Source organism: Cyanobium sp. WKJ7-Wakatipu (assembly GCF_024345355.1).
In the GTDB taxonomy this organism is placed as follows: Bacteria; Cyanobacteriota; Cyanobacteriia; order PCC-6307; family Cyanobiaceae; genus Cyanobium_A; species Cyanobium_A usitatum.
The window spans coordinates 1-6,131 of record NZ_JAGQAY010000058.1; the positions used below are offsets into that span (position 1 = coordinate 1).

At 54.4% G+C, this 6,131-nt stretch carries 5 protein-coding genes and 1 pseudogene; 5 read left to right on the forward strand and 1 reads right to left on the reverse strand.

Annotation, left to right across the window (positions count from 1 at the left end; translation table 11 throughout):
• Nucleotides 1-159: 159 nt before the first annotated feature.
• Both KBY83_RS15215 and KBY83_RS15220 read left to right on the forward strand, forming a co-directional pair.
• Nucleotides 160-435: pseudogene (locus KBY83_RS15215) on the forward strand (DNA-3-methyladenine glycosylase); the annotation flags it as partial.
• A 205-nt stretch (nucleotides 436-640) separates the two neighbouring features.
• Complete coding sequence (locus KBY83_RS15220; RefSeq protein WP_255020411.1) at nucleotides 641-1,699, forward strand: CapA family protein; 1,059 nt, start codon at nucleotides 641-643, stop codon at nucleotides 1,697-1,699.
• Between the two features lie 66 nt (nucleotides 1,700-1,765).
• Here the strand turns inward: KBY83_RS15220 and KBY83_RS15225 are convergent, their stop codons facing one another.
• Nucleotides 1,766-2,800, reverse strand: coding sequence for a M23 family metallopeptidase (locus tag KBY83_RS15225; RefSeq protein ID WP_255020412.1), 1,035 nt, complete (start codon nucleotides 2,798-2,800; stop codon nucleotides 1,766-1,768).
• A gap of 438 nt (nucleotides 2,801-3,238) precedes the next feature.
• Here KBY83_RS15225 and KBY83_RS15230 point away from each other — a divergent pair, with 438 nt between their 5' ends.
• The 3 genes from KBY83_RS15230 (at nucleotide 3,239) to KBY83_RS15240 (ending at nucleotide 5,599) form a co-directional block, all read left to right on the forward strand.
• The gene (locus tag KBY83_RS15230; protein WP_255020413.1) at nucleotides 3,239-3,565 is read left to right on the forward strand and encodes a hypothetical protein; all 327 of its coding nucleotides are present in this window, start codon (nucleotides 3,239-3,241) and stop codon (nucleotides 3,563-3,565) included.
• A gap of 228 nt (nucleotides 3,566-3,793) precedes the next feature.
• A complete protein-coding gene (locus tag KBY83_RS15235; RefSeq protein ID WP_255020414.1) occupies nucleotides 3,794-4,195 on the forward strand; it encodes a hypothetical protein in 402 nt (133 codons plus the stop codon).
• Between the two features lie 1,209 nt (nucleotides 4,196-5,404).
• Nucleotides 5,405-5,599: a hypothetical protein gene (locus KBY83_RS15240; protein WP_255020415.1), complete on the forward strand. Its 195-nt coding sequence runs from the start codon at nucleotides 5,405-5,407 to the stop codon at nucleotides 5,597-5,599.
• Nucleotides 5,600-6,131: the final 532 nt, after the last annotated feature.

Genomic DNA, 6,131 nt, shown 5'->3' on the forward strand with positions numbered 1-6,131 from the left:
AGCTTTGCAACTCTTTGTTGTTCGTCCCAGAAACCTCGCTGGCCCATGGAAAGCATGTAATCTTGAAGCCTTAGTATAATTCAAATTCGGTCGCTATCAAGCGGTCTTGCGATTTTTCGAGGTGCCCCTGATGTATTCCTTTGAGCATAAGCCACCCCCATAGCCATCAACCTCTCCCAGCACTTCCCCCAATCCTTCTTCGCTCGCCCTGCCGAGGTGATTGCCCCTGAGCTCATCGGCTGCCTGCTGGTGAAACGCCAAGCCTCTGGTCAGCTGCTCTGGGGCGTGATTGTGGAAACGGAGGCGTATTGCCAGAGCGAGCCCGCCTGCCACGGGCATCGCCGCCGCACCCCCAGCAACGAAACGCTCTTCGGCGAGCCAGGGCGGTTTTATGTGTATGTGAGCTATGGCGTAAACCACTGCGTCAAGGTGGTGTGCGCTTTTTCCGTTAGCACATTGTCATTGTTTTCACCTATTTCTTTGTTTTCCTATATAATCAACTGCGCTCATCTCAGTGTGCCCTTCTCGCTCCCCATGGTATTTGCATATGTGTTGGTAGCCAGTGGCTCCTGGTACTGCTATGCTTCCAGCTCATTGTTTTGCGGAGAGAGCTATGAGGCTTGGAGTAATTGCCCTCTCGATGCTTGCTGTTTCTGCGTGTACTGCGGTAAGGCCTTCCTTCAGCAACACTAACAACTCAGATCTGATTCAAGTTTTTGAACCCATACCGCCCCAATTAAGTCAGAAACCGGCCTCTGGCCAGGCCGCCAGTTCCATCTCCTTTTCGTTCTCTGCCTTTGGGGACGCAGGCTGGGCAAACTCTCATGTTTCCAGGCCTGTATACCGCGCCGGTTTTAAACGTGCCTACAACTCTTTTGACTCCAAGCTACAGCTAATAGGTGACATTAATTACATCAACTGGGAGACCAGTGTTGGCAATATCTGTAGTGCCTTCTGGGCGCCGCCGAGTCGTTCTACTTATGCATTCATTACGCCTCCGCAAGAGCTTTCTGATGCACTTTCTATTGGATTTAACCTAGTTGGCTTGGCAAATAATCATTCCTTTGATTGCTTGCGTTCTCCCGAGGGGAATGGCCCGTTGCAAACTGCAGCACACATCACGAACCTTCTTAAGCATTCTTCCTCTTCACAAAACCCCCCGCTTTTTAGTGGAGTTTTTTCTGCTGCTCCCTCCACGCCTTCTGCCGGGGACTTCAAGGTGGACGGTGGATCTATCCCTGTTTTCTTCTTAAGTGCTTACGTAGGTGGCGATTCGCAGCATTGTAGGAATATCCTGTGTGACAGTGGGCTGGCGCGTTACAAGAAGCAGATGGCAGCCGCAAAGGGCTTTCGAGTACTAGCTCTCCACAGCTGGGATGCTGCAAGCCACGCCAAGCTCAAGACAATCCTTTCTGCTTGGTTGCGTGAGGGACTAGTCGATGCCGCCATAGGGTCAGGTCCCCATGTTGCTGAATCCGTCTCCATCGTCAAAACCCCACATGGGAACCGAGTTCTTGCAACGAGCCTTGGAAACTTCATTCATCCCAGTCTTTCAGATCAGGTCAATAATATTGCTCTGCTTTCGCGCTGGCGTTTTTACCCCTCTTCTGAAACCATTGAACTGGATTCATTGAAATCTGCCAAGGTTTCATGCTGCAGTGAGATTTGCACCAGTGGGGCGATAAAAACTCTTTTTTAATAAAAATTTCCCCTAATCAACATCGCAGCTGCCTTGACCTTCTGCGCTGATCTCGTCTTGATTGTGTTAGGCCCTTTGCGGCAGCAATTGCAGCGGGTTGATCGCACCGCGTTTGGCGGGATGGATTTCGAAATGCAAATGGGGCCCGGTGCTGCGGCCGGTGCTACCCATCTGGGAAATTGCCTGGCCCTGTTGCACCTCTTGTCCCACCTTCACCAGCAGGCGGCTGTTGTGGGCGTAGATGGATCGGCTTCCATCGGGATGGGCCAGGGTCACCAGGTAGCCATAGCCGCCATCGTTCCAGCCAGCGAAGACCACTCGGCCTTCCTTGGCGGCAACGATCGGGGTGCCAACGTTGTTGGCCACATCGATGCCCTTGTGAATGCGACCCCAACGCCAACCGTAGCCCGATGTGAATACGCCTCGAGTGGGCCAAACCCAGCCCGTGCTTGTTATGGGTTGGCCAAATGGTCTGGTTACCTCCCCGAAGTCGGGTTGTTCAGGCCAGCTGATGCCACCACTCGTGGTGGGCTTCAGGCCGAGCACCATTCGTGATCGCCCTGGTGTCGCCTGGGCGACCTGGATCTGGCTGCCAGCTACCAACCTCGCCCCTTCGAGACCCGGATTGAGTCGCAACAGCTCCTGCAGTGTCAGGCCGTAGCGCTGGGCGAGATTGGATAGTGTTTCACCGAGGCGCACCACGCCGCGTTGTTCCAAGGGCGCTTGGCTCTCAAGCGGAGGGGTGCGCCGCAGCTCGCTGGTGTCCACAGCGGGCAGCCTTTTGATCTCGCGCGTCTTTTGGCTGGGCAGCACCAGCCAATCCCCCATGCGGAACTCATGATCCAGCGACACATTATTGAGATTGGCCAGCTGTTCGTCGGGCAACCCAAGGTCCGCAGAGAGGCTTTCAAGGCTGAGATGCTGCCGCAGTTTGACCCAGATGCGGTCAGGGCTTGGTGCAGGCAGCGCAGCAATGAGTTGATCTAGGCCTGGATGGCTTGAGTCAGGGGCCGTAAACGCCACCACTACCGATGGAATCGCAAGGGCAAGGGCTGGCAGGCAGATCTTGAAACTTCGCTGGAATATTTGAATGGCCTTCATGGATGTCTCCGTAACAACTCGAACGACATGGCTCAGTGGAAAGCCGCAACCTGAGCTCGGCGAACAGTAGCTGACGGTCAGCTTGGGGACAATGCTCTTCGACCCACATCCAGGGCTTGAGACCGTTGAACAGTGGGGCAATAAACTGCGCCAGGACTTGGATCTCGCACAGCCGCTAGGCCTTCGGCCTGCGAATCAACCCCTTGCTATGACGTTTTGGACTCAATCCGCGAATGCGGCCCCTCGCTGTCTGTCCTCGCATTGGTCCTCCCTGAATTCGCGAAGTCACCGCCGGAGGCCATCCCTGTCTTTTTTTCCACCGGGTTGGGAGCCTGGTCTGGATGCTTTGCTCTCTCTTCACTCGAATACAGCCTGCTTGTTACTGGTGCAAGGCTGAATGCAGCAGTTCAAGCCTCCGGCACCCTGATCTTGAGCCGCATGTCTCCAGCGCCTCATGCTCAGTTCCCCGGCTCCTCCCCCCAGGCGGCTTCCTACGGATCGAGAGCAATGCTCACGCCGTCCACAAGTGGCTGCACTAGACGCGCCCGATCACTGCAGCGGGGTGAAGATCCAGGGTTGCGGCTGCCGTACGGAGCGGATGGCGAGCGGGGCCACCATTCCGGTTACACCAATGCGCAGTACCGCAGCCTGGCGTCACAGATTGCCCAATGGAAGGTGCTATACGGCATCGGCTCAGGTTTGGTGGCAACCCACCAGGAGGTTGACCGCAGCGGCAGCCGCCGTGATCCACGCAGCTTCAACTAGGCCCATCTTGACCAGAATTTCCGCAGTCAGTGGCTGGCATGCGGCGGATCGCCACTCACCGCTGATTTAGGGCGCACCGGCGTTCGAACCCAGGGGCGTTGAATGACCCACTGAGGTGCAAGGTTGGGATGGGAATCGGCCGGGAGATCGGCGAACAGGTGCGCCACTGGGTGGGCAGCGGTGAGCTGAACAGCCTGCCGGCCCAGGCGCTTGTCAATCGGTTGATCGATGCCGCTGCAGGATCTGGGCCGACAACCATTGTTTTTGCAACTTCTCAGAGAGCAGCAATCAGCCAATGCTCGCGCGACCCTGCAGGTCCTCACCGCTGAACTGGGTGAGATCTATAGCCCGGGCATCCTTACTGAGCTGGTGCAGCTGCTGGAAGCAGCCATTGGCATCCCCGGTGTGTCACAGGCCACAGAGCATTCCTGCTCGCCTTCGGCAGCAGATTCAGGTTTGATCGCACACCATTCTTTTGTTAAGCCTTGGCGCCTGGCCAGAACGCTGCGTCCGCTAGCGCCTGGTCTGGCTCTCGGAGCAAGCTCGGCGCTGGTACTCGCCTGGTTCGGGGTTGAACTCGACCGTCTGGTGTTCGCCCGGTGTCAACTACGTAGGCGCCCGCCTACCTAATTGTCGCCGTGCACAGACCCTGTAAACCCTGCAACTTGCATAAATAACTATCGCCTGCAGTGCTTACTCGGTGGATTGAGAAGCGATAGCTGCGAGCAACCCAACAGAAGAGATGTGCTGGATGCCGAAGGGTCTGCCAGTGCTTCAGCGTGACAAGAAACAGGAGAAACTCAAATGACCTCAATACAAGCCCAAGTACAAATACAAGAGCGCAGGCAAACCCATCTCCTGAAACGGAATATCAAACTCCTAATCACAGGTGAGCTCCATAGCATCAACCCTTGGTGGTTTATTAGTTTCCACTACCGCATCGCCAACAGATGATTGCACAGGAGTGTCTGGCTCGGGGGAGGTGTTCTCATATTGGGACCAAAAGGTTATAGGGAAAGCACAAAGAGCAAGAATTAAGTCTTATGGGATTGGTAAATTTGGCAATTACTTGTATTGTGCGATATCTGGCAAAAACACTAGAGATTATCGGTTCTGCAAGAATACTGGCTGGTCGATAAAACTTTAGCGTTTATTTAAGCAGCCACTCCCATAGCCACCAAGACCCTCCCTCAAAGCTTTTTCGCCCGCCCCGCTGAGGTTGTCGCCCACTAGCTCGCCGGCTGCCTGGTGGTGAAACGCCAAGCCTCAGGCGAGCTGCTGTGGGGAGCCATCGCTGAAGCTGTTTGGTATTCCCAGGAGGGTCTAATCATTCGCAAGCGGAGTCACTTTAGGGCTATGCGTCATCCAAAAGACAATCCTTGCACGAGCAGGTGAGGTGTAACCCTTATCATTTGGTTGTCAGCAATCATTAGGTTGCATGGCGTAATCCAGCCATCCTTATCAGGGCAGCTTTTGCCTTCGTTGCCTGGTAGTGGTTCGGAATTCCAAGAAAAGCTGTAGCAGGAGTTAGTGACTGAGTCCCAAGTGGTTGCGTTTGAGGGACAACCACTGAAAGTCCCATCCCTCATTTCGTATTGATGAATCGGAGCTACCACCCGAATTCCCCTCCGCCACTGACCGACGCGTACTTCAGTTACTTCGCATGTTTCCATTAATTGCTGTTCATTAATCTGAATAATGCACATGGCTTTGAAGGTGTCTTGTGAAGTCTGAGCAATTACACTGCTGCAGGTTGCCGCGAATACAATGCCTAGTGCTAGTTGGGTAACGCGTGGATTCATAATGCCCATTGCCTTATATCTATATGAATAGTCTCTCATGGCCACCACGCTCTCCCAGCACCTCCCCCACTCCTTCTTTTGCCGCCCGGCCGAGCAGGTTGCCCCCGAGCTGATCAGCTGCCTGCTGGTGAAAGGCCAAGAAGGTGGGGAGCTGCTGTGGGGTGACAAAGCCACGAAGAGCCATTCCTATTTATCGCCTCCTAATGCATCTTATCTGATTGCCATTATCTAGATTCGTGAGGGCAAATGAGCCACCATCTCTGTAATCGCCGTAATGCCAGCGTCCTCCAAGTGTATCGGTGACGTTCCATTCATCCATGTTTGCGCCGCGCCATACGTAGGTCATTTTGGGTCCATCCGACCACACAAGGGTAAATGCTCCACCATTATCTATGTGCTTCACGGGAATAAATCTACCACCGTTGTAGCTACATGGGGGCTGGGTTTTCGCAGTTTGAGCTTTAGATGGCTGGATTAAAATGGCTGCTGTGAAAGCGATTGCAGCACTAGTAAGCATGTAGTGGAGTGCCAATGATTTCATTGGTTATGCGAAGCTGCCCTTATATTATCGCTTTGGCTAGAGCTGATGGTTCATGCTGCCACTCACTCGCAAGCCCATCACCAAAGCCACACCCATCAGGGCTGATTCAAAGTCTGGCACAGGCGAGCTTGCCTGGGCTGCCAGCATGAGTTGAGGTCGGCGGAATTGCCTCCTCCCTGTGCCCGAAAGCCATTCAGCCGCAACAGATCTCGATCTTATCGGC

What these genes read in the sequence shown, in the direction of transcription:
- KBY83_RS15225 (WP_255020412.1), bottom strand. Translation starts at nt 2,800, where the DNA reads ATGAAGGCCATTCAAATATTCCAGCGAAGTTTCAAGATCTGCCTGCCA.
- KBY83_RS15230 (WP_255020413.1), top strand. Translation starts at nt 3,239, where the DNA reads ATGTCTCCAGCGCCTCATGCTCAGTTCCCCGGCTCCTCCCCCCAGGCG.
- KBY83_RS15240 (WP_255020415.1), top strand. Translation starts at nt 5,405, where the DNA reads ATGGCCACCACGCTCTCCCAGCACCTCCCCCACTCCTTCTTTTGCCGC.
- KBY83_RS15235 (WP_255020414.1), top strand. Translation starts at nt 3,794, where the DNA reads ATGCCGCTGCAGGATCTGGGCCGACAACCATTGTTTTTGCAACTTCTC.
- KBY83_RS15220 (WP_255020411.1), top strand. Translation starts at nt 641, where the DNA reads ATGCTTGCTGTTTCTGCGTGTACTGCGGTAAGGCCTTCCTTCAGCAAC.